The organism is Janthinobacterium sp. UMAB-60 (genome assembly GCF_900095235.1).
In the GTDB taxonomy this organism is placed as follows: domain Bacteria; phylum Pseudomonadota; class Gammaproteobacteria; order Burkholderiales; family Burkholderiaceae_D; genus Janthinobacterium.
Window position 1 is genome coordinate 153,603 of the sequence record NZ_LT607496.1, and the last position, 20,634, is coordinate 174,236.

24 protein-coding genes are annotated in these 20,634 nt (G+C 64.0%); 9 read left to right on the forward strand and 15 right to left on the reverse strand.

The window, feature by feature from the left end:
• Nucleotides 1–3: 3 nt before the first annotated feature.
• The 3 genes from K0F86_RS22220 to K0F86_RS22230 all read left to right on the forward strand — a co-directional run bounded on the left by K0F86_RS22220 (nucleotide 4) and on the right by K0F86_RS22230 (nucleotide 2,948).
• Nucleotides 4–1,395, forward strand: a complete 1,392-nt coding sequence (locus K0F86_RS22220; RefSeq protein ID WP_219136345.1) for an LLM class flavin-dependent oxidoreductase — start codon at nucleotides 4–6, stop codon at nucleotides 1,393–1,395.
• Nucleotides 1,396–1,495: 100 nt separating this feature from the next.
• On the forward strand, nucleotides 1,496–2,395 hold the full coding sequence (gene bla / locus K0F86_RS22225) for a subclass B3 metallo-beta-lactamase (protein ID WP_219136346.1): 900 nt from the start codon (nucleotides 1,496–1,498) through the stop codon (nucleotides 2,393–2,395).
• Between the two features lie 73 nt (nucleotides 2,396–2,468).
• The gene (locus K0F86_RS22230) at nucleotides 2,469–2,948 is read left to right on the forward strand and encodes an META domain-containing protein (protein ID WP_219136347.1); all 480 of its coding nucleotides are present in this window, start codon (nucleotides 2,469–2,471) and stop codon (nucleotides 2,946–2,948) included.
• An 82-nt stretch (nucleotides 2,949–3,030) separates the two neighbouring features.
• Here K0F86_RS22230 and epsC read toward each other — a convergent pair whose 3' ends face one another.
• Nucleotides 3,031–3,984: a serine O-acetyltransferase EpsC gene (epsC, locus tag K0F86_RS22235; protein ID WP_099379658.1), complete on the reverse strand. Its 954-nt coding sequence runs from the start codon at nucleotides 3,982–3,984 to the stop codon at nucleotides 3,031–3,033.
• 189 nt (nucleotides 3,985–4,173) lie between these two features.
• Between epsC and K0F86_RS22240 the strand changes: the two genes are divergently transcribed.
• Entirely contained in the window at nucleotides 4,174–5,349 is a 1,176-nt protein-coding gene (locus K0F86_RS22240) for a multidrug effflux MFS transporter (protein WP_219136348.1), read from the forward strand.
• Between the two features lie 94 nt (nucleotides 5,350–5,443).
• Here the strand turns inward: K0F86_RS22240 and K0F86_RS22245 are convergent, their stop codons facing one another.
• Together K0F86_RS22245 and K0F86_RS22250 are read right to left on the reverse strand one after the other, a co-directional pair.
• Nucleotides 5,444–5,746: a hypothetical protein gene (locus K0F86_RS22245; RefSeq protein ID WP_219136349.1), complete on the reverse strand. Its 303-nt coding sequence runs from the start codon at nucleotides 5,744–5,746 to the stop codon at nucleotides 5,444–5,446.
• Nucleotides 5,747–5,826: 80 nt separating this feature from the next.
• The gene (locus K0F86_RS22250) at nucleotides 5,827–6,267 is read right to left on the reverse strand and encodes a carboxymuconolactone decarboxylase family protein (protein ID WP_219136350.1); all 441 of its coding nucleotides are present in this window, start codon (nucleotides 6,265–6,267) and stop codon (nucleotides 5,827–5,829) included.
• 103 nt (nucleotides 6,268–6,370) lie between these two features.
• Between K0F86_RS22250 and K0F86_RS22255 the strand changes: the two genes are divergently transcribed.
• A complete protein-coding gene (locus K0F86_RS22255) occupies nucleotides 6,371–7,855 on the forward strand; it encodes a PLP-dependent aminotransferase family protein (protein ID WP_219136351.1) in 1,485 nt (494 codons plus the stop codon).
• Here K0F86_RS22255 and K0F86_RS22260 read toward each other — a convergent pair.
• The 5 genes from K0F86_RS22260 to trxC all read right to left on the reverse strand — a co-directional run bounded on the left by K0F86_RS22260 (nucleotide 7,812) and on the right by trxC (nucleotide 10,612).
• Complete coding sequence (locus K0F86_RS22260; RefSeq protein ID WP_219136352.1) at nucleotides 7,812–8,414, reverse strand: DUF1287 domain-containing protein; 603 nt, start codon at nucleotides 8,412–8,414, stop codon at nucleotides 7,812–7,814. The two genes, K0F86_RS22255 and K0F86_RS22260, sit on opposite strands and share 44 nt — an antisense overlap.
• Before the next feature lie 62 nt (nucleotides 8,415–8,476).
• Nucleotides 8,477–8,812 carry a DUF6616 family protein gene (locus tag K0F86_RS22265; protein WP_219136353.1) on the reverse strand — a complete coding sequence of 112 codons (336 nt, stop codon included), beginning with the start codon at nucleotides 8,810–8,812 and terminating at the stop codon, nucleotides 8,477–8,479.
• Nucleotides 8,813–8,836: 24 nt separating this feature from the next.
• Entirely contained in the window at nucleotides 8,837–9,583 is a 747-nt protein-coding gene (locus K0F86_RS22270; protein WP_219136354.1) for a HEAT repeat domain-containing protein, read from the reverse strand.
• Nucleotides 9,580–10,089, reverse strand: a complete 510-nt coding sequence (locus K0F86_RS22275) for a MarR family winged helix-turn-helix transcriptional regulator (RefSeq protein ID WP_219136373.1) — start codon at nucleotides 10,087–10,089, stop codon at nucleotides 9,580–9,582. The genes K0F86_RS22270 and K0F86_RS22275 overlap by 4 nt, the downstream gene beginning before the upstream one ends.
• 70 nt (nucleotides 10,090–10,159) lie before the next feature.
• Nucleotides 10,160–10,612 carry a thioredoxin TrxC gene (trxC, locus tag K0F86_RS22280; protein ID WP_219136355.1) on the reverse strand — a complete coding sequence of 151 codons (453 nt, stop codon included), beginning with the start codon at nucleotides 10,610–10,612 and terminating at the stop codon, nucleotides 10,160–10,162.
• A 130-nt stretch (nucleotides 10,613–10,742) separates the two neighbouring features.
• Here trxC and K0F86_RS22285 point away from each other — a divergent pair, with 130 nt between their 5' ends.
• Nucleotides 10,743–12,173, forward strand: coding sequence for a coniferyl aldehyde dehydrogenase (locus K0F86_RS22285; RefSeq protein ID WP_219136356.1), 1,431 nt, complete (start codon nucleotides 10,743–10,745; stop codon nucleotides 12,171–12,173).
• Here the strand turns inward: K0F86_RS22285 and K0F86_RS22290 are convergent, their stop codons facing one another.
• On the reverse strand, nucleotides 12,174–12,779 hold the full coding sequence (locus tag K0F86_RS22290; protein ID WP_219136357.1) for a LysE/ArgO family amino acid transporter: 606 nt from the start codon (nucleotides 12,777–12,779) through the stop codon (nucleotides 12,174–12,176).
• A gap of 204 nt (nucleotides 12,780–12,983) precedes the next feature.
• Here K0F86_RS22290 and K0F86_RS22295 point away from each other — a divergent pair, with 204 nt between their 5' ends.
• Together K0F86_RS22295 and K0F86_RS22300 are read left to right on the forward strand one after the other, a co-directional pair.
• Nucleotides 12,984–13,889: a LysR family transcriptional regulator ArgP gene (locus K0F86_RS22295; protein ID WP_219136358.1), complete on the forward strand. Its 906-nt coding sequence runs from the start codon at nucleotides 12,984–12,986 to the stop codon at nucleotides 13,887–13,889.
• An 85-nt stretch (nucleotides 13,890–13,974) separates the two neighbouring features.
• A complete protein-coding gene (locus K0F86_RS22300; protein ID WP_219136359.1) occupies nucleotides 13,975–15,006 on the forward strand; it encodes an alpha/beta hydrolase in 1,032 nt (343 codons plus the stop codon).
• Between the two features lie 125 nt (nucleotides 15,007–15,131).
• Here K0F86_RS22300 and K0F86_RS22305 read toward each other — a convergent pair whose 3' ends face one another.
• From K0F86_RS22305 to K0F86_RS22330, 6 genes are all read right to left on the reverse strand, one after another.
• Complete coding sequence (locus K0F86_RS22305; RefSeq protein WP_219136360.1) at nucleotides 15,132–15,770, reverse strand: phasin family protein; 639 nt, start codon at nucleotides 15,768–15,770, stop codon at nucleotides 15,132–15,134.
• A 273-nt stretch (nucleotides 15,771–16,043) separates the two neighbouring features.
• Entirely contained in the window at nucleotides 16,044–16,379 is a 336-nt protein-coding gene (locus K0F86_RS22310; RefSeq protein ID WP_219136361.1) for a hypothetical protein, read from the reverse strand.
• Between the two features lie 27 nt (nucleotides 16,380–16,406).
• Nucleotides 16,407–16,778 (reverse strand): VOC family protein, encoded by a 372-nt coding sequence (locus tag K0F86_RS22315; protein ID WP_219136362.1) that lies wholly within the window; start codon nucleotides 16,776–16,778, stop codon nucleotides 16,407–16,409.
• A gap of 153 nt (nucleotides 16,779–16,931) precedes the next feature.
• The gene (locus K0F86_RS22320; protein WP_219136363.1) at nucleotides 16,932–18,215 is read right to left on the reverse strand and encodes a YncE family protein; all 1,284 of its coding nucleotides are present in this window, start codon (nucleotides 18,213–18,215) and stop codon (nucleotides 16,932–16,934) included.
• A 57-nt stretch (nucleotides 18,216–18,272) separates the two neighbouring features.
• Nucleotides 18,273–19,172, reverse strand: coding sequence for a creatininase family protein (locus K0F86_RS22325; RefSeq protein ID WP_374197314.1), 900 nt, complete (start codon nucleotides 19,170–19,172; stop codon nucleotides 18,273–18,275).
• Between the two features lie 147 nt (nucleotides 19,173–19,319).
• Nucleotides 19,320–19,787, reverse strand: coding sequence for an SRPBCC family protein (locus tag K0F86_RS22330; RefSeq protein ID WP_257572303.1), 468 nt, complete (start codon nucleotides 19,785–19,787; stop codon nucleotides 19,320–19,322).
• Between the two features lie 349 nt (nucleotides 19,788–20,136).
• Here K0F86_RS22330 and K0F86_RS22335 point away from each other — a divergent pair, with 349 nt between their 5' ends.
• Nucleotides 20,137–20,553, forward strand: coding sequence for a hypothetical protein (locus K0F86_RS22335; RefSeq protein ID WP_219136365.1), 417 nt, complete (start codon nucleotides 20,137–20,139; stop codon nucleotides 20,551–20,553).
• The last annotated feature ends 81 nt before the right edge of the window (nucleotides 20,554–20,634 follow it).

The following is a 20,634-nucleotide window of genomic DNA, read 5'->3' on the forward strand; positions in this document are numbered from 1 at the left end:
GCCATGGCCAAGACGATACGCTTCAACGCCTTCCAGATGAATACCGTCGGCCACCAGTCGCCGGGGCTGTGGACGCATGCGCGCGACCGCAGCCACCGCTATACCGACCCCGAACACTGGACGGAACTGGCGCGGCTGCTGGAAGCGGGCCTGTTCGACGCGGTTTTTCTCGCCGACGTGCTGGGCGTGTATGACGTGTACCGGGGCAGCCTCGATGCGGCCCTGGAACACGGCGTGCAGGTGCCGCTGAACGACCCGCTGGCCCTCGTGCCCATCATGGCGCAGGCCACCACGCACCTGGGTTTCGGCGTTACCTGCGCCCTCACCTACGAGCATCCGTACACGTTCGCGCGGCGCATTTCCACCCTCGACCACCTGACGGGAGGGCGCATCGGCTGGAATATCGTCACCGGCTATTTGGACAGCGCCGCGCGCAACCTGGGCCTGAGCCAGCAGCTGGGCCACGACGAACGCTACGACCTGGCCGACGAATACCTCGACGTCGTCTACAAGCTGTGGGAAAAGAGCTGGGACGACGATGCCGTCGTCAACGACAAGGCGCGCGGCATCTACGCCGATCCGGCCAAGGTGCATCCGATCAACCATGCCGGGCGCCACTACCAGGTGCCCGGCATCCATTTGTGCGAGCCGTCGCCACAGCGCACGCCGCTGCTGTACCAGGCGGGCACCTCGCCGCGCGGCACGCGCTTTGCGGCGCGCCACGCGGAAGCGACGTTTGTCAGTGGCCCCAGCAAGACGGTAGTGAAACGCTATGCGGACGACCTGCGCGCCGCCGTGCGGCAAAGCGGGCGCGATGGCGATGCGCTGCTGATCTACGCGCAGGCGCTGGTCATCACGGGCGCCACGGAAGCAGAAGCGCGCGCCAAGCACGCCGACTACCTGCGCCACGTGAATATCGAGGCGGCGCTGGTGCTGCTGTCGGGATGGACGGGCGTCGATTTCAGCCGCTACCCGCTCGACGCTACCATCGACTACATCGATTCGCCGGCCGGCCGCTCGGCGCTGGCCTCGTTCAGCCAGGCCGACCCGGACCGCACGTGGACGGTGCGCGAGGCCGCCGAATACATCGGCCTGGGCGGGCGCGGCCCGGTGCTCGTCGGCGACGCGCGCCAGGTGGCCGACCAGCTGGAAGCGTGGCTGGACGAGACGGGCATCGACGGCTTCAATCTGGCCTTCGCCGTGGCCCACGACAGCATGGCCGACGTGGTGACCCACATCGTGCCGGAACTGCAGCGGCGCGGCCGCTATCGCACGCGTTACGAGGAAGGCACCCTGCGCCACAAGGTGTTTGGTCATGGCCCGCGCCTGCCCGCCGGTCACGCGGGCCGCCAGGTCAGCATCGCGCCCGGCAGCGCCACCTTGGCTGCGGCCTGAACATCCGCTTCGCCAGCAGCTATGCATGCAAGGATGCGTTTGCGTCCAGCTCCGTTCCGTGTCAGCATACGCCACCTTGGCAACACGGATAAGGATTGCAATGCCCCTCACTCTTACACGCGCGCTGGCACTGGCGCTGCTGGCAGGCCATGGCTGCCTGGCATTCGCGCAGACGCCAGCCACGCCGCCGACGCCGGGCTGCGACGTCTGCGCTACCTGGAATGCGGACCAGGCGCCGTTCCGCATCTTCGGCAATACCTATTATGTGGGCGTGAAAGGCCTCAGTTCCGTGCTCATCACGTCGCCGCAGGGCCACGTGCTGATCGACGGCGGCTTGCCGGAATCGGCGCCCAAGATCATCGCCAATATCGCCACCCTGGGCTTGCGCATCGAAGACGTCAAGCTGATACTCAATTCACACGGCCACATCGACCATGCGGGCGGCCTGGCCGAACTGCAGCGGCGCAGCAATGCGCTGGTGGCCGCCAGCCCGTCGGCGGCGCTGGACCTGGCGTCGGGCGAAGTGGGGCCGGACGATCCGCAATACCACGCGCTGCCCAAGTACTCGCCCGTGAAGGACATGCGTTTGGCGCGCGACGGCGGCCATTTCGACGTCGGCCCCGTCAAGCTGACGGCGCACGCCACGCCGGGCCACACGCCCGGAGGCCTGAGCTGGACGTGGCAATCGTGCGACGGCCCCCGCTGCCTGAACATGGTGTACGCGGACAGCATCAACGCCGTCTCGCGTCCCGGCTTCAAGTTCAGCGCCAGCAGCGAGTATCCGAACGCCCTGGCGGATTTGCGCCACAGCTTCGAGACCCTGGAAAAACTGCCCTGCGACGTACTCATTTCGGCGCATCCGGAAGCGTCGCAATTGTGGGAGCGGCTGGAAGCGAGCGCCACGGCCGGCAGCGACGCCTTTGTCGACCCGCAGGCCTGCCACGCCTATGTGGCGGCGGCGCGCACCTTGCTTGAGGCGCGGCTGGAGCAGGAGCGGTAGGCTTGTCAACCGTGCACGCTGGCGTGGCGCCGATCTGCTACGCTGGCGGCTATCACTTTAACCAGGAAATGCCATGTTCACACTCGCCAGATTGATTCCCCTCGCCGCCATCGTCGCCATCACCGCCGGCTGTGCGCAAACGCCCGTGCGCAGCGACGCCGCCGCCGCCGCGCCAGGCGCCACTTCGCCCGCCAAGCCGGCGCCCAAGCTGACGGGCACGCAGTGGAAGCTGAAGGAATTGAAGGGCAAGAAAATCGTGCGCAAGGCGCCCGAGCAACGCGACGTGACGCTGCTGCTGGCCGAAGGCCGCGCCAGTGGCCATAGCGGTTGCAACCAGATGATGGGCGGCTACACCAGCGATGGCGTCAGCACCCTGAACTTTGCACAGATGGCCGGCACCATGATGATGTGCCAGCCGCAGGACATGGACCTCGAACGCGAGCTCCTGACCACCCTGGGCGAAGTCAATGGCTACCGCTACGCCGACCAGGAATTGCTGCTGCTGAAGGATGGCGTGCCCGTGGCGCGCTATGAAGCGCTGACGGTGAAGTAAACCCAACCGCAAATACCGGGGTCGTACCCTCAGGGTACGACCCCAGTTTCTGCGCTGGGGTTCGTTTTCCCTTTCACTCTTCTCAATCGTTGCGCATCTGCGCCTGCGATACGTTACTCTCAGGCGGCACGCTCTGCGTCAGCCACACATTCCCCCCGATGGTCGATCCCGCACCGATGGTGATGCGCCCCAGCACGGTCGCGCCCGCGTAGATGACCACGTCGTCCTCGACGATGGGGTGACGCGGCGTGCCCTTGATCAGCGCGCCGGAAGCGTCGGCCGGAAAACGCTTGGCGCCCAGCGTGACGGCCTGGTACAGGCGCACGCGCTGGCCGATGATGGCCGTCTCGCCGATCACCACGCCCGTGCCGTGGTCGATGAAGAAGGATGCGCCGATGTGCGCGCCCGGGTGGATGTCGATGCCCGTCAGCGTGTGCGCGATGTCGGCGATCAGGCGCGCCAGGAACGGCGCGCCGAGCGCGTGCAGCCGGTGCGCGAGGCGGTGGTACAAAATGGCGATGGTACCCGGATAGCACAGCATGATCTCGGCCACCGAGGTGGCGGCCGGGTCGCCCGCATAGGCGGCCTGCACGTCCGACACCAGCAGGGCGCGGATATCGGGCAGGCTGGCGGCAAACGCGCGCGTGATGTCGCGCGCCTGCTGCGCCAGGGCCGCGTCGTCGCTGGCGCCATCACCCTCATCGCCGGCCGGCACGGCGTGAGCCGGAGCGGAGAACAGCAAACCGCGCCGCACCTGCTCGCTGAGGCGGTTCAGGGTAGTGTTGAGCGTGTCGCCGACAAAATAGTCGATGCTTTCATCGGTCAGATTCGGCCGCCCGTAATGCGTGGGAAACAGCGCCGCCGACAGGCCGTTGACGATGGTGGTCAGCGCTTCGCGCGACGGCAGTTCGCGCACCCTGCCGTTATGGCGGATCTTGTGCTTGTCTTCGCGCGAGCTGCGCAGCGCCTGGATCACAGGCCCCAGGTTCCACTGGGCCGTGTCGTCGGCGGGCGCCGCGGGATAAATACTGTGCATGGCGTATCACTTCCAGAAAACGGCAAACAGGCCGGGTCGCCCCAGCTTAACGGCGCAGACAGGCAAAGCCAACGAAGAATTGCGAGGTTTGATATGCGAAAAACGCATATGGATGGCCAGCCGCCGCGACACCGGACCCGATTCCCGCCGCTAGCGTAAAATGACGGACTAACAAAAACACTCTTCAACATGACTAAATTATTAACCTGGATTTTGGCGGGCCTGGCGATGGTCGGACCGCTTGCAATTGACACCTATCTGCCGTCTTTCCCCGCCATCACGCAAGATTTCAATGCCAGCCCCCTGCTGGTGCAGCAGACCCTGAGCTTTTTCCTGTTCACGTTCGCCTTCATGATGCTGTTTTACGGCACCCTGTCCGACTCGTTCGGCCGCCGTCCCGTGATTCTCGTCTCGCTGGTGCTGTATGTGATCGCCTCCGTGGGCGCCGCGCTGGCGCCGTCGCTGGGCTGGCTGCTGGCCTGGCGCGTGCTGCAGGGCCTGTCGGCGGGCGCCGGTTCCGTGATCGGCCGCGCCATCGTGCAAGACCGCTACTCGGGCGCCGCCGCGCAAAAAATCCTCTCGCACATCATGATGGTGTTCGCGCTGGCGCCGGCCATCGCGCCCGTGCTGGGCGGCTGGCTGCAGGTGAGCCTGGGCTGGCGCTGGATTTTCTGGTTCCTCACGGCCTTCGGCGTGCTGATGTTCATCGTCGTCTGGCGCGCGCTGCCGGAAAGCCTGCCGAAGGAGCAGCGCCACGCCTTCCACCTGGGCGACATCGCCGTCAATTACTGGAAAGTGCTGTGCCACCGCCAGTTCCTGCTGCTGTCGACGGCCATCGGCGCCGCCTTCGGCGGCTTCGCGCTGTATATCGGCTCGGCCGCCTACTTCATCATCAACATCCTGCACCTGCCGGAGACGGCCTTCGCCTGGCTGTTCATTCCCTTAATTAGCGGCATGGTGTTCGGTTCGGCCCTGTCGGCGAAAATCGCCCACCGCTATAGCCAACGCCAGATGATCTGGGCCGGCTTCATCCTGATGCTGGTGGCGGCTGCAGCCAACATCGGCTACAACTACTTCTTTGCCGCCGAAGTGCCGTGGGCCGTGCTGCCGCTGTTCTTCTACTCGTTCGCCCTGTCGATCGCCATGCCGCCGATGACCCTGATGGCGCTGAACCACTTCCCCAACAACAGCGGCCTGGCCTCGTCGATGCAGTCCTTCATCCAGATGCTGCTGTTCGCGCTGGTCTCGGGCCTGGTGGCGCCGCTGCTGTTCGACAGCGCCCTGAATCTGGCGTATGGCGTGATGGCGGGATTGCTGGTGAGTTTGGTTTGCTGGGTGTTTGCGCAGGGCAAGGCTGAAGCGTAGGTCGGATTAGGCCCGCAGGGCCGTAATCCGACAACATTGTTGACGGGTGACGTCGGATTACGCGCAAGCGCCTCGGCGGCCCCGCTAATCCGACCTACGGCCACGGTGCCGGCGTCACATCCAGATATTGCGCCCCGCCCTGCTCAGGGGCCGGCTCCGCCGCATCGCGCGTGACTGGCTGATTCAAGGAACCGGCCGGCGAACGCAAACTCAAAATCTCCTTGCGCGTCTCGACGAAGTCGGCGGAACTCAAGGGATGTTGCTGGTCCGGCCAGTGGCTGACGGCCCATTCCTGCAAGGTTTCAAAACGCCGCCACAGTTCGGCGATGAATTCGCGGCGCGCCTCTTCCTCCTGCTGCGGCGTCTTTGCGGCGCCTTCTCCGATAGGTACTTGCATGGCTGCTCCCTGGCTGATCAATCGTCCCGCCAGCTTACTCCGGGACCAGCCAGGCGTCTGTTCGCGAACGAACACAGGATTTATTCGGGCATCTTGCGAAAGCCCACGGCCAGGCGGTTCCAGGTATTGATGGAGCCGATGGCCAGGGTGACGTTGACCATTTCCGCCGGCGTCAATTGCTGCGCCAGCGCCGCATACACGTCATCGGGCGCCTGGCTTTGCGGCAGCAGGGTCAGCGCTTCCGTCCAGGCCAGCACGGCCCGCTCGCGCGGCGTAAAAAACGGCGTTTCGCGCCAGACGGACACGGCATACAGGCGGCGTTCCGTTTCGCCCGCCTTGCGCGCGTCGCTCGTGTGCATGTCCACGCAAAAGGCGCAGCCATTGATTTGCGAGGCGCGCAGGCGGATCAGCTCGAGCAGCGAGTGTTCCAGCCCCAGCTTGGCAATCGCCGCTTCCAGCGCGTACATGGCCTTGACGGCGTCGGGTGAAGCTTGTGTAAAATCGAGTCGTTGCTGTGTCATGATGCATTCCTTGATGATGAGAGATGCTCCATTGTAGAAGCGCAAGAAGAGCGCGCGGCAGGCCAATCCTGCCGAAAAACGGCAGACCACCAACAGATACCCCATGGAATTACATATCCTGATCGACGGCACGCGCGACCTGGGCGGCCAGCTGTACCGCCAACTCAGCGCAGCCATCCGCTCGGGCCGCCTGACGGACGGGCAGCAATTGCCGCCCACGCGCCTGCTGGCCAGCCAGCTGGGCCTGTCGCGCAAGACGGTGTCCGACGTGTATGAGAGGCTCGCTTACGAAAAGCTGCTGGTCGGTAAAGTCGGCGTGGGCAGCTTCGTGCAGACGCCGCACGCCTCGCCGCAGCGCCGCCATGCGAGCACGCCGCTGGCCAGCGCGCAGCGCATCGCCCGCTGGGAAGCGACGCCCACGCCCCTGCGTCGGGCCAGCCAGGAAACGCCAGCGCGCTACGCCTTCATCGGCGGGCGCGCCACGCCCGCGCACTTCCCGCAGGATGAATGGCGCACCTGCATGCTGCATGCGCTGCGCCAGGGTGACCAGGCGCGCGGCCGCTATGGCCCCGTGGAAGGCTTGCCCGCCTTGCGCGCGGCGATCGCCGGCCATGCCGCCTTCAGCCGCGGCATCCATTGCACCGAGGAACAGGTACTCGTTACCAGCGGCGCGCAGCAAGCCCTGCACCTGCTGGCGCTGACCCTGCTGGAAGCGGGCGACACGGTTGCCGTGGAAGAACCCGGCTACCCGGTGGCGCGCGCCGTGTTCGCCAGCCAGGGCGCGCGCGTGGTGGGCATCGAAGTGGACGAGGATGGGCTCATCGTCGCGCAAATCCCCGACGGCACGCGCTTGATCTATGTCACGCCCGCCCATCAATTTCCGCTCGGTATGCCGATGAGCATGGCCCGCCGCCATGCCTTGCTGGAGCGTGCCCGGCAGTTGGGCGCCATCATCATCGAAGACGATTACGACAGCGCCTTCCGCTACGAAGGCCGGCCCGAGGATGCGCTGCAAAGCATGGACCGCTACGGCGTCGTCGCGCACGTGGGCAGCTTTTCCAAGATCATGCTGCCGGAACTGCGCCTGGGCTATGTGGTGCTGCCGCAAGCCCTCGTGGCCGCCATGCAGACGGTGAAATACCTGAGCGATTGCCATACGGCCAGCCTGGGCCAGCATGCGCTGGCCAAGTTCATCGGCGACGGCCATTTGCTGCGCCATATCCGCCGCTGCCACGACATCTATGCGGGGCGGCGCGAACGGCTGCAGCACTGGTTCAACGGGCCGTTGGCGCCGTGGTTCCGTCTGGTGCCCGCCAGCGCCGGCTTCCACGTGGCGGCGCTGGCGCAGGCGCCGCTCGATATCGCCGAATTGCTGCGCCGCGCACGGCTGGCCGACGTCAGCCTGTATGCGCTGGCCAGCTTTTACCATGGCCCCGCGCGCCACGAAGGCCTGTTCCTCGGCTATGGCGCCATCGACAAGCTCGACATCGACACGGCGCTGGCCATCGTGCTGGCGATCCTGCAAGACATGGCGCCCCTGCCCCTCAGCGGGGTTGCCAACCGGGCTGCCAACGATAGTGCCCCGTGATCGGATAACTGAATAAAATGTTTTCCTCGCGCGCGCCTTCGCCGATGTTGTGGATGATCAGCGGCACGCCGCTCCACGACTGCTTGTCGCTGACGATGCCGATGTGCGTGAGGTTGCGCGGCAGGCGCCAGGTGACGATGTCGCCCGCGCGGTAAGCGTTCGCTTGCGTGGCTGGAGGCAGGCTGGTGCCGTGGCGGGCAAAGTAGGTGCCCAGGTTCGGCACGCGCCGGTGGTCGATATTGCGGTCCGGCCCCTTCATCTGCCAGCGCCCCTGCTGCTGGTACACCTGCCATGCCTTGCGCATGTCTTCGTGCACCAGCACCTGCAAGTCCTGCCCCAGTTGGCGGTAGGCGCGCACGACCACATCCGTGCACACGCCCCGCTCGAGCGGCACATCGCCGCCCGGATAGGCCAGGCGTTCGTAGCGCGGATCGTACTGCACCGTCACGCCCACCTGACTGCGGGCGGCGGCAACGAGGGCTTGCGGGCTGGCAGGGACTGCCGACGCCAGCATGGGCGCCAGGGCAAGCATCACGGTGAAAAGCGGTTTGATGGGCATCAACGTCGGGGCTTGCGTGTAAATACCAACTTTACCGCAGCGGCAGGAAAAACGTCGGACGCTTAGACGGTCGCCAGCTGCGCCAGGTGGGCAGGGAAATCCACGGCCGGGCCAGCCGCATTGACGGTGTCGAAGTAATCATGCCAGCCCGTGGCGGCGATACCGGCCAGCAAGGCATCCAGTGCCGCCTCGTCCGGGAAGCGCCAGACGGCATAGAATTGCTGGGCAGCCGCGTGCAGCTTGCCGCCGTCGACGGCGCCCATGGCCAGCGCTTCGGCGCCGCTGCCGGACAAGGCGGCCATGCCGGCGCCCACCGTGGCGAAATACGATTGGCGCGCGGCGCCGTCGAGGGCCAGCCAGGCGGGTTTCGGGCTGTACAGTTCTAACAGGTAATGCATGGTTTCTCCTTCGGTGATGAATGATCAGGCCAGCGAGCGCTGGGCGCGCTTGCAGATGCGTGCCGTGGCGGCAACGGGGCTTTCCAGCAGCCATTGCGCGCACAGGCTGCGTACCCAGTCCGGCTGGCTCTTGGCCGCATCGTTGAGCCAGTTGGCCACGGAATCCTGCACGTAGATGGCCGGGTCGGCGCACAAGGGCTGCAACAGGGGCAAGGCCAGCTGCGGCTCTTCCTTTAATTGGGCGATATGCGCGCACCACACGCCGCGCGGACGCAGCGCTTCGCAGGCAAAGCGGCGCACTCTTTCCGACGGGTCCGCCGTCCACGGCGCCAGCAGCGCGATGGCCTCAGGCAGATGCTCGGCCAGACGGGGCCGCAGCGCCAGCCAGGCCCATTCGCGCACGCCAAAGTGGCCATCGTCGGCCAGCGGCCGCATGGCGGCCAGCTGTTGCGGCAGGGTACTGCCAGCCTGGGCGGCGACGACAAAGCAGGCCCAGCCACGTACCGTGTCGGATGGATACGCTTGCAGCAAAGCCAGGTCAACATTGGCCTCCAGCAGCAATTGCGCCGCCAAGGCCATGCGCCGGGTGATGCCGGCGGCGGCCAGCGCGCGCATCCGCTCCAGCCGGGCGGCACCGATGTCGGGTACGGCTGCAGCCAGCAGCTGGGCGAAATCAATGGCCAGCCCTTCCGTCAGGGTGGCGCTGGCCACGCTGCCCCCATTCAGCAGGGCCAGGCGCGCGGGAGCGATGTCGGCGACGCCACGGCTCATGGCGCCCCTCGGTCCGTCTTGCGCCAGGCTTTTTCCAGCAGCGTGCTCAACAACCGCATCTCGTCCGGCGTGAAATCGGCAAACAGGCTGGCGATCCATTGCGCATGCTCATCGACCAGGGTGGCGGCGGCAGCTGCTCCCTTGGCGCTCAGGCGCACCAGCAGCTTGCGCCGGTCGACCTGGTCCGCGTGGCGCGCCAGGAAACCATCGCGTTCCAGGCCGTCGAGCAAACCCGTGATGGTGCCGCGCGTCACGCCGGCCCGCTCGGCCAGTGCGTGCGGCGAGAGTCCGTCGGGCACGTCGCGCAGCAGGGACAGCAGTACAAACTTGCCTTCCGACAAGCCATGCCGGCCCAGGCGCGTGGCGCAATCGCCATCGATGGCGGACGCCAGGCCCAGCACTTCAAAGCACAGGCGCAAGCGTCCGATGGATGCCGGAGCGTCCGCGCCCAGCGCGCGGCGCTGCACGTCACCGAGCAGGGCCGTGTATTTCTGTTCGAGTTTTATCATATGGCGCAATATAATATGGCGCCATACTACATGTCAAATGAAAAACAGTGAAGGTTTTCCCGTAGCCTTAAAGACGGGCTTTATCCCTGGCCCACGCGATGATGGCATTCGCATCGATGGCACCCGGCTGGCGCGCCACTTCCACGCCGCGCAAAAACAGGGCCAGCGTGGGAATGCTGCGGATATTGAAACGGCTGCCCAGGTCGGGCGACGCTTCCGTATTCACCTTGACGACGCGGAACGCCGGTTCCAGGGTCCTGGCGGCTTGCACATAGAATGGCGCCATGCTGCGGCACGGGCCGCACCAGGGCGCCCAGAAATCCACCAGCACGGGAATGTCGCTGCGTTCGATATGCTTGAGGAAACGGGCGCTGGCCAGGTCCACGGGCTGGCCCGTAAACAAATCCTTCTGGCACTTGCCGCAAGTGGGCTGTTCAATCAGGCGGGCGGCCGGCAGGCGGTTGACGGCGTCGCAATGGGGGCACACGATGTGCAGGGAGTCTGGCGTGGTCGGGGTCATGGCATTCCTGGAAAGGGTAGCGTACAGTTGCCGGACATTTTACGGCGTATCGTGCGGCGGCGCTTATCCGCATAGTCCACTATAGTGTGCTGGAACGGCGCGCATATTGCCCGGCCGGCCAAGGAGAAACATGCCTGATGTCGCAAACAACATGGAGCTGAAGAACGCCGAACTGGCTGCAGCCCTGGCCGTGCAGCGTGCCGCCTGCCTGGCCCACCCCCTACCCACGTTCGCCGAGCGCAAACGCGACCTGCAAACCTTGCAGCGCTTCATCCGCGACCATACAGACGCGCTATGCGAGGCGATCAGCGCCGATTATGGCAACCGCTCCCACCACGAAACCTTGCTGGCGGAGATCTTTCCCGCCATCGACGGGATCGATCACGTACTGAGCCAGTTGAAAAAATGGATGAAACCGCAGCGCCGCAGCGTGGACTGGCGCAATTTTCCAGGCGCCCGCAACCGCGTGCTGCCCCAGCCGCTGGGCGTGGTGGGCGTCATCGTGCCGTGGAATTTCCCCGTCAACCTGAGCCTGGTGCCGTTGACCTACATCTTTGCCGCCGGCAACCGCGCCATGGTCAAGATGAGCGAAAACTCGCGCCACCTGGCGCGGCTATTGATCGACACCATGCCCGCCTACTTTCCACCGGAAAAGCTGCAGTTTTTCGACGAGACGGGTGGCGTGGGCATCGCGTTTTCGCAACTGCCGTTCGACCACCTGCTGTTTACGGGTTCCGGCCAGACGGGCCGTGCCGTCATGGCGGCGGCCGCGCGCAATCTGTGCCCCGTGACCCTGGAACTGGGCGGCAAGGCGCCGGCCATCGTCTGCGCAGACTTTCCCCTGCGCACGGCAGCCGAACGCATCCTGTTCGTCAAATACCTGAACGCGGGGCAAATCTGCACCAGCGTCGACCACGCCTGGCTGCCCGAAGCTAGCATCGCCGCCTTCGTCGAGCACGCGCGCCAGATCATGCCCACGCGTTACCCGCGGCTGGACACGCCCGACTATACGTCCATCATTGACGAGGCCGCCTTTGAGCGCCTGCTGCAGGCGCTGGACAAAGCACGGGAACGGGGCGCGCAAGTGATTTCCCTGTTGCCAGGTCCGGCCTGGGACCGCGCCACGCGCAAGATCGCGCCGCACATCGTGCTCGATGCCCCCGCGGACAGCCTGCTGCTGACGCGGGAAATCTTCGGCCCCATCCTGCCGCTGCGCGGCTATACGAAGCTGGAGGCCGTGATCGCCAGCATCAACGCGGGGCCGCGCCCGCTGGCCATCTATCCGTTCAGCAACGACAAGCAGACCGTGCAGTTGCTGATCGACACGGTGATGTCGGGCGGCGTGTCCGTCAACGACGCGCTGTACCACGTGGGCCAGCATGATTTACCGTTCGGCGGCGTGGGCGAGTCCGGCATGGGCCACTACCACGGCGTCGAAGGTTTTCACACTTTCAGCAAGCTGCGTCCCGTGTTTTACCAGGCGCGCTACAGCGCGTTGACACTGCTGTGGCCGCCGTATGGCAAGCTGGCCAGCCGTGTATTGAACTTCCTGACCCGCTGATTACAGGAACAGCGAGGCGGCGATGGCCCACATGACGAGGGCGATAATACCGTCGAGCACGCGCCAGGCCATGGGCTTGGCAAACACGGGCGCCAGATAGCGGGCGCCAAAGCCCAGCAGGAAGAACCACAGGGCCGACGCCATGATGGCGCCACCGGCAAAGTAGAAGCGTCCCGCGCCTTCATGCTGGCCGCCGATCGAACCGAGCAAAATCACCGTGTCGAGGAAGGCGTGCGGGTTCAGCAGGCTGAACGCCAGCGCCGCGCCAATCACGGCCCAGTAGCCTTCGGGCGACTTGGCCGCCGACACCGTCATGGCCGTTGGACGCCAGGCCGACTTGGCAGCGCGCAAGCCGTAGGCGATGAGGAACGTGGCGCCAGCGGCCTTGGCCCACAGCAGGAAATCAGGATTGTCGGCAATAAAAGTGCCCATGCCGGCCACGCCGGCCGTGATCAGGATGGCGTCGCACAGCAAACAGACGAGTATGCAGGTGAGCACGTAATGGCGCTTCAGCCCCTGCTTGAGCAAGAATGCGTTTTGCGTGCCGATGGCCACGATCAGGCTCGCTCCGAGCCCCATGCCTTTCAAGAAAATTGCGCTGTCCATATCGATTCCTTTCTATTGCTTTCCATCACGCGCACGGCCGCCCACGCTCTGCCGGCAACGGCAAAGTCATCAGAGGTAGGTGGAGGGTGGTGCGGAACCAGGGGGACCGCGCGGGAGAGTGGAGTTGTTACCCTATTTCAACAGTGTAAAGAAAAAGTAAATATAAGTATAATGAATGATTCTAACCATATATAAGAGAATCTTATGCGCGTCGTCGATTACCGTGGATTGGCCGCCCTCGACGCCGTGATTGGCCTGGGCAGCTTTGAAAAGGCCGCGCAGGCGCTGGCGATCAGCCAGCCGGCCGTGTCGCAGCGCATCCGCACCCTGGAAAACCTGGAAGGCACCCTGTTGATCATCCGCAGCCACCCGCCCCTGCCCACGGAAGCGGGCCAGCGCCTGATCGCCCATTACCGGCAAGTCAAGCTGCTCGAAGCGGCGCTCGACGCCCAGCCCGGTCCCACCACGCAATTGCCGGAGCTGGCCATCGCCGTCAACGCCGACAGCGCCGCCACCTGGATTCCGGAAGCGCTGGGGCCGCTGCTCTCGCCGCCGTCCTGCCTGCTCGATATCCGCCTCGACGACCAGGACCATACCTTGAGCCAGCTGCGCGAAGGCCGCGTGTTTGCCTGCGTCACCAGCGCCAACGACCTGGTGGCCGGCACCACGGCCACGCCGCTGGGCGGCATGCGCTACCTGTGCGTGGCGTCACCCGCGTTCGCGCTGCAATGGTTTCCCCATGGTTTTACGGTGGAAGCCGTCAGCCAGGCGCCCGCCATCACGTTTGGCAGCAAGGATGCGCTGCACGAGCGCTATCTGCAGCACCGCCTCGGCTACACGGGCCGCTATCCGCACCATGTGCTCGGTTCGGCGCGCGACTTCGTGCGCTTCATCGAAGCGGGCTATGCCTATGGAATGGTACCCTTGCTGCAGGCGGAAACGGCGCTGGCCGCCGGCCGGCTGGTCGACGTGGCGGCCGGGCAAGCGCTCGACGTGCCCCTGACCTGGCATGCCTGGGATATCCAGACGCCGCTCACGCGCACCCTGTCGGACGCCGTCATCGCCACGGCGCGCAAATGGCTGCTACAAGACAACTTTGTTTCCGAATAATTTCTATGCTACTGCAACAACTTATACATACCGCGCGCCGCTTGGCCTACACTGCAAACATCCTTCATGACAACCAGGGGACGGCATGACGATCGTGCGCACCACTCTGCTGGGCTTGCTGGCGACGCTGCCTGTGGCCGCCGGCCTGATCGCCTGCTTTCCCTTGACGGCCATCAATGCCTTGTCGTCCGGCAGTGCCTCGCAAGTGACGCGGGGCCTGGCCTACGGCCCCCTGCCACGGCAAAAACTCGATGTCTACGCGCCAAAAATCCGCACGGGGCCCGTACCCGTGGTGGTGTTCTTTTATGGCGGCAACTGGACGGCGGGCGAGCGCGCCGACTATGCCTTCGTTGGCCACGCGCTCGCTGCGCGCGGCTACCTGGCCGTGATCGCCGACTACCGGCTGTATCCGGATGTGCACTACCCGGAAATTTTGCAGGATGCGGCCCGCGCCGTGGCATGGGCCGCGATGGAATCGAGCCGCCATGGCGGCGACCCCGCCCGCCTGTTCGTCATGGGCCATAGCGCCGGCGCCTACAATGCGGCGATGGTGGCGCTCGACGCCAGCCTGCTGGCGCGCCACGGCATGCACCCGCACGACTTGCGGGGCTGGATAGGCTTGGCCGGTCCCTACGATTTCTTGCCGATCGAAAATACCACCACCCGGCCCCTCTTCTTTTACCCGGACACGCCCGCCGCTTCGCAGCCCATCCACCACGTGACGGCCGAGGCCCCGCCCGCCCTGCTGATCGCCCCCTTGCCCGGACAGGACAAGCTGGTCAATCCACAACGCAATACGGGTGGCCTGGCCAAGGCCTTGCGGGCGCTGCACAGGCCCGTGACGGAAACGTATTTCGACAAGGTCAGCCATACCACCCTGGTCGCCTCGCTGGCCGGCCCCCTGCGCATGCTGGCCCCCACGCTGGACGCCGTGAGCACCTTTATCGACGCCAACAGCAAGGTGAATACCATGCTGACACGTAACATGGGCTCAGGCACGGGCGTGGGCACGGACGGGCGGGAAACTCCCGCCATGCCGCCACGTCTTGCGACGGCGCAAAGCGCCACCACGCAGGCTGCCGTCGCGCGCGCCCACGACAAAACGCCCGCCCCCTGAAGGACGGGCGCTCTGCCCGGACCACGATGCACGATGCACGATGCTGCGCCAGCTAAGAGCCTATCCCAAGGCTCGGCCCTCGCGATGCGAATTCAGCTGGCATTCAGCTACCGGCAGCAGCCCGCTTACTCTTTACGGCTGGCGCTGCTGGTTTTGCTTTGTGCGGAGCCCGCTTGCGATGCGCTGCCGCTGGCCGAGCTTTCGCTGCCGGACGACTGCTGGCTGCCCTGGTGGTTGCCGCTTTGCAGGCTTTGGCCATCACGGCTTTGCGCGCCGCGCTGCTGGTCGCGGTTGGTGCCGTTTTGATGGTAAGCCTGGAACGGTTCGGCGATGCGCTGCATGGCTTCCTGCTGCTTGCGCACGTTTTTCTCCGTTTCTTCCGAAGCGGTGCGGGCCACTTCTTCGGCCAGTGCCTTGGCGGTACGGCTCGTTTCATTCACATGTTGCTCGGCCACGTTGGCCAGTTCGACCTGCGTATCGGCGGCCAGACGCGACAGCTGTTGCTGATACTTGCGCAATTGCTCGGCAGCTGGCTGGCCCGCTGCGGCAGCCACCTGGAACACATCTTCGGCGCGCTCGACCGTCAGCAGGTTCTGGCTGGTCACGGTGCTTTCTTCCAGCAAGCCTTGCGCCAGTTGCATGTTCAGGTCATTGAAGTGCTGCACCGACTGGAACAAGGACTTCGACAAACTATTGAAAAAAGCCAGTTGCGCTTCCAGGTGGTTTTTGGCGGCTGGGGTAACACTGCGGGAATATGGATACATGGAGTTCCTCATTAAATAGCGGTTGGGTAAACACAAGGCGACACCACCGGTTGTCGAACGCTGAAGCAGACGACCGGGCTACGCCACGAAACGCGAAAAACATATCCGATTGGTGGGAAGATGCTTTGCAACGCGAGTCCCAAGGCTACGTGAGCACCGCAGGTGAGGCATGATCTGGATCAAACGTGCGCTAAGCTGCGCAGAAAGTTTTGGCTGGACAGCTTGCCCTTGGCAAACGTCAGTGACAGGAAGGAAAATCTGTGACAGGCACGCTCAACGCGCGGCGCCGCTGCCCGGCACGACAGGCTTGTAACCATGGCTGCGCAGCGACGCTTCCAGCCAGCGGTTGCCATACCAGCCACGTGCCAGCAGGTAACTGAGCTCCGCGGCGGCCATCAGCAGCATCATCGGGCCGATGCGCAGTTCGGTGGCCAGATGGCTGCCAAACCACAGGCAGGCATCCATCGCCAGCATGAGCAGCAACAGCCACCAGCGGCGCTTGGCCACGGCCCAGAACGAGCCCAGCAACAGGGCCGGCCAGGAAAAACCCGCTTTCACGTAGGCATAGCGGCCCGCATCGTCGGCAAACAGGGTGGCGCTGTGCTTCATGCTGCTCTCTTCTGGTAATGAACGGTGTCAGGGTTCGGGATGGTGGCAGACGGCTTCGACATTGTGACCGTCCGGCCCCAGCACGAAAGCGCCATAGTAATTCGGGTGATACATGGCGCGGATGCCGGGCGCGCCGTTATCCTTGCCGCCCGCTGCCAGTGCGGCCTGGTAAAACGCGTCCACCTGGGCGCGGTTGTCCGCCGCGAAGGCGAGATGCATACCGGCATGCGGCGCGGCGCCCACGCCAAACCAGAAATCGGGCTTGCCATCCTTGCCCAGGCCGACCCAGCCCTGCGCTTCCATCACCACCGACACGCCCAAGGGCGCCAGGGCGGCCGAAAAGAAGGCCTTGCTGGCCTGGGCATCGCTGACATTCAAACCGATGTGATCAAGAATCATGATGGTACTCCTCGCAGGTAAGGGGACAGCTAAGGGGACAGGAAATGCAGTATGCGCCAACATTGCCTTTTAAGCAAGCAAGGCAGCAGGCCCTGTGCGGACGGATCTTGCACGCACAGTTACCCCATCACTATTACCTTGCACCTGCCTCGCCTAGCGCAGGTTGCCCGTATGCCCGAGCGAATAGCGGCCTGGCTGCGGCCACACGGTGAGGCCGTGCGGTTCCTGGCCGACTTTCACTTTCGACACGTCGCCACTGTTCGTATCGATGCGGTAGACCACATCGTCGAAACGGCCGGACAGCCACAGATACTTGCCGTCGGCGCTCACATTGCCCATGTCGGGGCTGCCGCCGCCGGGAATCGGCCAGTTCGCCACCACTTTTTCCGTGGCGAAATCGATCACGCTGACGCTGCCCTTGCCATTGCGCTTGCCATGGATGCGGTGCGTGCCGCGGTTGGCCACGTACAGCTTTTTACCGTCGCGGCTCGGGTACAGGCCGTGTGCGCCCACGCCCGTCTGGATGAAGCCGATTTCCTTCAGGGTGGCGCCATCGACGATGTGCACGCCGTCGGCGTCCATGTCGGCGATAAAGAATTTCTTGCCGTCCGGCGAGATGCGTATGTCTTGCGGCATGCCTTTCTTGACGCTGCAGATTTCATTCGCGGGGCCGCCCACGGGACCGGACTCGGCAAAGCGCTTGGCCGGCATCTGCAATTTCAGGTAGCCGTCGACCTTGCGGCCCACCAGGTCGATCTTGGCGATGGTGCCGTCGAACTCGCAGGTGAACATGGCGTAGCGGCCGTCATTCGAGAAATCCGCATGGTTGATGCCGCCGCACTGGGGCGTGTCGATCGAATACTGCACGGCCATGGTCTTCGGATCGCGGAAATCGAGGCGGTGGCGCGCTTCGGCCACGACGATGGCCGACTTGCCATCCGGTGTGAAATACATATTGTAGGGATCATCGACGGGCACTTCCTTGCCCGGCTTGCCCGTCAAGGGGTCGACCGGCGTCAGACTGCCCTTGTCCGTGCGTTCGGCATTGTTCGCCACCCACAGCGTGCGCAAGTCCCACGACGGCACCACGTGCTGCGGGCCGCTGCCGACCTTGAACTTGTCGACCACTTTCAGGCTGTCCTGGTCGATCACATACACGTCGTTCGAGCGCAGGTTGGGCACGTAGACGCGGCGCAAATGATCCTTGACGACGGGGCTCATATTGCTGCTGGCGATGCTGCCATACACGTTTTTCGGGTCCACCAGCGGCGGCATGCCCGGCAGCGGCGAATAGGCGGCAGCCGGCGCGGCAGCGGCAGCGGCAGCGGCAGCGGCTGGCGTGCTGGCGCCGGTGACCTGGCTGGCCACGCCCAGGCCGGCCAGAGCGGCAGCCAGGACGGACAAGGTGACGATGGTGCGTCGTTGAGATTTTTTCATGTGTTTTCGCGTCATTTCGTTGCAAAAGCCGGAAGTTCAGCACTGCCGGCGGAGAATTTACTTGTTACGTTGTAGCAGCTGCCTGATGGCGGCCACCGACGTGTCCACCTGCAGCTTGATGCCGATCTGCCCCAGTTCAGCCGTGGCACGCGTGGCGTCGCCGCGCACGCCGTCCGCCACGCCGGGCTTGGGTCCGTGCGCCATGGCCTCGCTGCGCACCAGCGACGGGTCCGTCGCCAGCATCAGCGCCGCGTCCGCCAAGCCCGCGTGCAGGCCGATCTCGGCGCTGCCGTAGCCGCGTTTTTGCAGCTCGGCAATATAGGCCGATTGCGTGATGTCATAGTAATCGAGCAAGGCATACGCACGCGCATCTTTCGCCGTGGAAGCTTTGCCCCAGGCCCGATTGAGCTTGTTCGCCACATTCTGCTCGTTCTTCTGGTAACCACCGTGATCGCCGAGGAAAATGATGTCGCGGAAACCATGCTGGCGCAGGCTGGCGGCCGCCCCTTCCAGCACGGCCTCGAAGGCGGCTGGCGGTATCGAGATCGTGCCGGCAAAACGCATGTGGCCGGCCGGCGGAGAAATCGCGCCTTCCGGCACGTAGGAAACGACGGGCGCGACGATGGTGTTGCCCAGCTTTTGCGCAATCTGGCGCGCCAACAGAGCGGCGCGCACATTGTGCTTGCCCAGCGCAATATACGGCCCGCTCTGCTCGACGCCGCCGATCGGCACCAGCACGGTGGTGGCGCCATGGTCGATACGGCTGCGCAACTCCGTGCTGGTCAGCTCTTCCAGCATGACACTGCTGCCGGCAGGCGTGGCCGCCAGGGCGGACGCCGCAGGAATCAGGCAGAACAGGGTCAAGGAAAACAGGGAGCCGAATGGCTTGGACAGAATGGAGGGCGCGCGCGGCGCAAGGGGTACATTCGGCAGGGGGAACTGCAGAGTCATAAGCAAACATCTTTCCAAGGTCAAAGCGTGACGCCGTGCCCGGCCTTGCCAGGCAAGCTGGCTGCCACGCAGGAATTGTATGCCATCATGACGGGAAGGGCACGTTAATTTGACGCGGTGCTTTGCAAGGAATTGACGAGGGGAAACTATCTGTCAGACTGTTGTCGCCTTGGCCCCGTCCACCACGCCATTATGGAGCGTCGCGTGGCGCTTCTCGGCATAGGCCTTGAGCGAGCGCATCGTTTTGGGTAGCCCTTGCCGCACTTGTCTGGCAACACCTGGTCCGAACAGAAAGGCAAGCGCTCCAGTGAACCACACGCGGTGAACGACTGCCGATCCGCCGTCTACGGCAGTAACCGTGTGCTCGAAGTGGATGCGGAACAGCGGGATATAGCCCTCGACGGTGAACGAGCGGCCTGCGGTGCGCTCGGTAACCAGCATCGCAATACCCATCCCCTTGTTCGGCACTATCCTGCCCTGTGTTCCCGCGGCGAATGGCCCATTGAGCCGGGCTTGCTTTGTATCCGGATCCCACAAGTGCCATCGATCGACTTCGCTCCAGATTTGATCGATGACCGTGGGCGGGACTGCAATGTGGATGCTTTCTTCAATATGCGCCAATTTGGGGATCTCCCTATCATTGTGATAAAAGTAACTGCGTCTGCTATCCGGCATCGCGCAGTGCCTGGGTATTGGTCAGCGGCATAGCAATTATCAAAAGATACTCCGCCAGCAGAAACAAACACCGCGGCTTTTCCTGTGCATCGATAAAAAATATAGCTGCTGCGATTGCAGGATACACTGTTTTCTTATCATATAAATAAAGTTGGATTCTGGTTATACTTGTCGCAGACAAAGCCGGACCATCATGACAGCCTTATTTGGCGCCAAGATTAAGGGATGCGCCAGGGAGCAGGAACCACAAGCTGCGGTTCGTCATGGCCGTGAGCCTATTAGATTTTGAGAGACTATGAACGCAACACATTGGAGGGTTCAGGAGCTAAATCACCACTCAGCGGATATCGTCTGGCTTGATGCCGAGGATGCTCGCCGTGCCTATGATGTCGTGCGCCTTCATGATTCGAAGACGCATCTCGGCCTGGACGTTAACACCGTTGCCTCCATCGAGCGGCTCGAATTCGGCAATGATGTGGCGATCGCGACCAGGTGGTTACGTGCGCGTGTACCGGGAATTCAGCAGGTCGTAGTTGTGTTTGGAGATGACGACTGTTTTTTATGCAGCAGTGTGTTCCTTGTCGAAAATTGGTCGGATATTTTTGTCCCTTCACGTGACGACGCGATGGTCTATTCGAACGACACGCCGCTTATCCTGTTTTATTGCCATGAAAATGCATACGAGGTGGGGCAGCGAATGGCCTATGATTAAAGGCAGCGTTCGGCCAGGAGCGTGATCTTGCCCCCGTATAACCGGACACAGCCAATCGTTTAGTTAGCGCCGCTTTCCTGA

What these genes read in the sequence shown, in the direction of transcription:
- epsC (WP_099379658.1), bottom strand. Translation starts at nt 3,984, where the DNA reads ATGCACAGTATTTATCCCGCGGCGCCCGCCGACGACACGGCCCAGTGG.
- K0F86_RS22270 (WP_219136354.1), bottom strand. Translation starts at nt 9,583, where the DNA reads ATGAGCCGTGGCGTCGCCGACATCGCTCCCGCGCGCCTGGCCCTGCTG.
- K0F86_RS22305 (WP_219136360.1), bottom strand. Translation starts at nt 15,770, where the DNA reads ATGTATCCATATTCCCGCAGTGTTACCCCAGCCGCCAAAAACCACCTG.
- K0F86_RS22335 (WP_219136365.1), top strand. Translation starts at nt 20,137, where the DNA reads ATGAACGCAACACATTGGAGGGTTCAGGAGCTAAATCACCACTCAGCG.
- K0F86_RS22295 (WP_219136358.1), top strand. Translation starts at nt 12,984, where the DNA reads ATGCGCGTCGTCGATTACCGTGGATTGGCCGCCCTCGACGCCGTGATT.
- K0F86_RS22230 (WP_219136347.1), top strand. Translation starts at nt 2,469, where the DNA reads ATGTTCACACTCGCCAGATTGATTCCCCTCGCCGCCATCGTCGCCATC.
- K0F86_RS22285 (WP_219136356.1), top strand. Translation starts at nt 10,743, where the DNA reads ATGCCTGATGTCGCAAACAACATGGAGCTGAAGAACGCCGAACTGGCT.
- K0F86_RS22300 (WP_219136359.1), top strand. Translation starts at nt 13,975, where the DNA reads ATGACGATCGTGCGCACCACTCTGCTGGGCTTGCTGGCGACGCTGCCT.
- K0F86_RS22250 (WP_219136350.1), bottom strand. Translation starts at nt 6,267, where the DNA reads ATGACACAGCAACGACTCGATTTTACACAAGCTTCACCCGACGCCGTC.
- K0F86_RS22260 (WP_219136352.1), bottom strand. Translation starts at nt 8,414, where the DNA reads ATGCCCATCAAACCGCTTTTCACCGTGATGCTTGCCCTGGCGCCCATG.
- K0F86_RS22265 (WP_219136353.1), bottom strand. Translation starts at nt 8,812, where the DNA reads ATGCATTACCTGTTAGAACTGTACAGCCCGAAACCCGCCTGGCTGGCC.
- K0F86_RS22245 (WP_219136349.1), bottom strand. Translation starts at nt 5,746, where the DNA reads ATGCAAGTACCTATCGGAGAAGGCGCCGCAAAGACGCCGCAGCAGGAG.
- bla (WP_219136346.1), top strand. Translation starts at nt 1,496, where the DNA reads ATGCCCCTCACTCTTACACGCGCGCTGGCACTGGCGCTGCTGGCAGGC.
- K0F86_RS22255 (WP_219136351.1), top strand. Translation starts at nt 6,371, where the DNA reads ATGGAATTACATATCCTGATCGACGGCACGCGCGACCTGGGCGGCCAG.
- K0F86_RS22240 (WP_219136348.1), top strand. Translation starts at nt 4,174, where the DNA reads ATGACTAAATTATTAACCTGGATTTTGGCGGGCCTGGCGATGGTCGGA.
- K0F86_RS22310 (WP_219136361.1), bottom strand. Translation starts at nt 16,379, where the DNA reads ATGAAGCACAGCGCCACCCTGTTTGCCGACGATGCGGGCCGCTATGCC.
- K0F86_RS22315 (WP_219136362.1), bottom strand. Translation starts at nt 16,778, where the DNA reads ATGATTCTTGATCACATCGGTTTGAATGTCAGCGATGCCCAGGCCAGC.
- K0F86_RS22220 (WP_219136345.1), top strand. Translation starts at nt 4, where the DNA reads ATGGCCAAGACGATACGCTTCAACGCCTTCCAGATGAATACCGTCGGC.
- K0F86_RS22320 (WP_219136363.1), bottom strand. Translation starts at nt 18,215, where the DNA reads ATGAAAAAATCTCAACGACGCACCATCGTCACCTTGTCCGTCCTGGCT.
- K0F86_RS22290 (WP_219136357.1), bottom strand. Translation starts at nt 12,779, where the DNA reads ATGGACAGCGCAATTTTCTTGAAAGGCATGGGGCTCGGAGCGAGCCTG.
- trxC (WP_219136355.1), bottom strand. Translation starts at nt 10,612, where the DNA reads ATGACCCCGACCACGCCAGACTCCCTGCACATCGTGTGCCCCCATTGC.